This is a genomic window from Undibacterium paludis, from assembly GCF_022568815.1.
Taxonomy (GTDB): Bacteria; Pseudomonadota; Gammaproteobacteria; order Burkholderiales; family Burkholderiaceae_D; genus Undibacterium.
The window spans coordinates 1-440 of record NZ_JAKZHX010000070.1 but is presented as its reverse complement, the minus strand read 5'-3'; the positions used below and the strand labels follow the sequence as shown (position 1 = coordinate 440).

Annotated in this window: 1 protein-coding gene; it reads left to right on the top strand. The window is 55.0% G+C overall.

What is annotated here, in order from left to right; all coding sequences use genetic code 11:
• Window positions 1-42: 42 nt before the first annotated feature.
• Window positions 43-440, top strand: a 398-nt coding sequence (locus tag LZ463_RS28960) for a hypothetical protein (protein WP_241459792.1), incomplete at its 3' end; no start/stop codon positions are given.

Here is a 440-nt window from a genome sequence, read left to right as displayed (position 1 = left end):
ACGGCAGGGCAAAGCCTTAACCTGAGCATCACAGGCAATACCATGCCGATCACCAGCAGCAAGACAGTCTGGATTTACAAGCCCAGCAGTGGCAGCAGTGAATGGGCGTCGTATTCCCTGAGCGGTGCAACGGCCTTGATGAATCTGAATAACCTGCCAGAGACCGGTATCTATACCATCCTGATCGACCCGCTGGGTCTGGATAAAGGCAGCATCAACCTGCAATTACTGTCTGATGCAACCGGCACGCTGGCCGTCGATGGTACAACACCAGTCAGTCTGCCCAGTGGCCAGTATGGGCGTTACACCTTCACTGCTGAAGCAGGCAAGGCTTATGGTTTCGGCATGACGGGGCTGGCCTTTACCGGCACTGGATCAGGCACCAAGAGCGTCATGGTCTACCTGGAAAAAACAGACGGCACTGCACTCTACAACTGCAG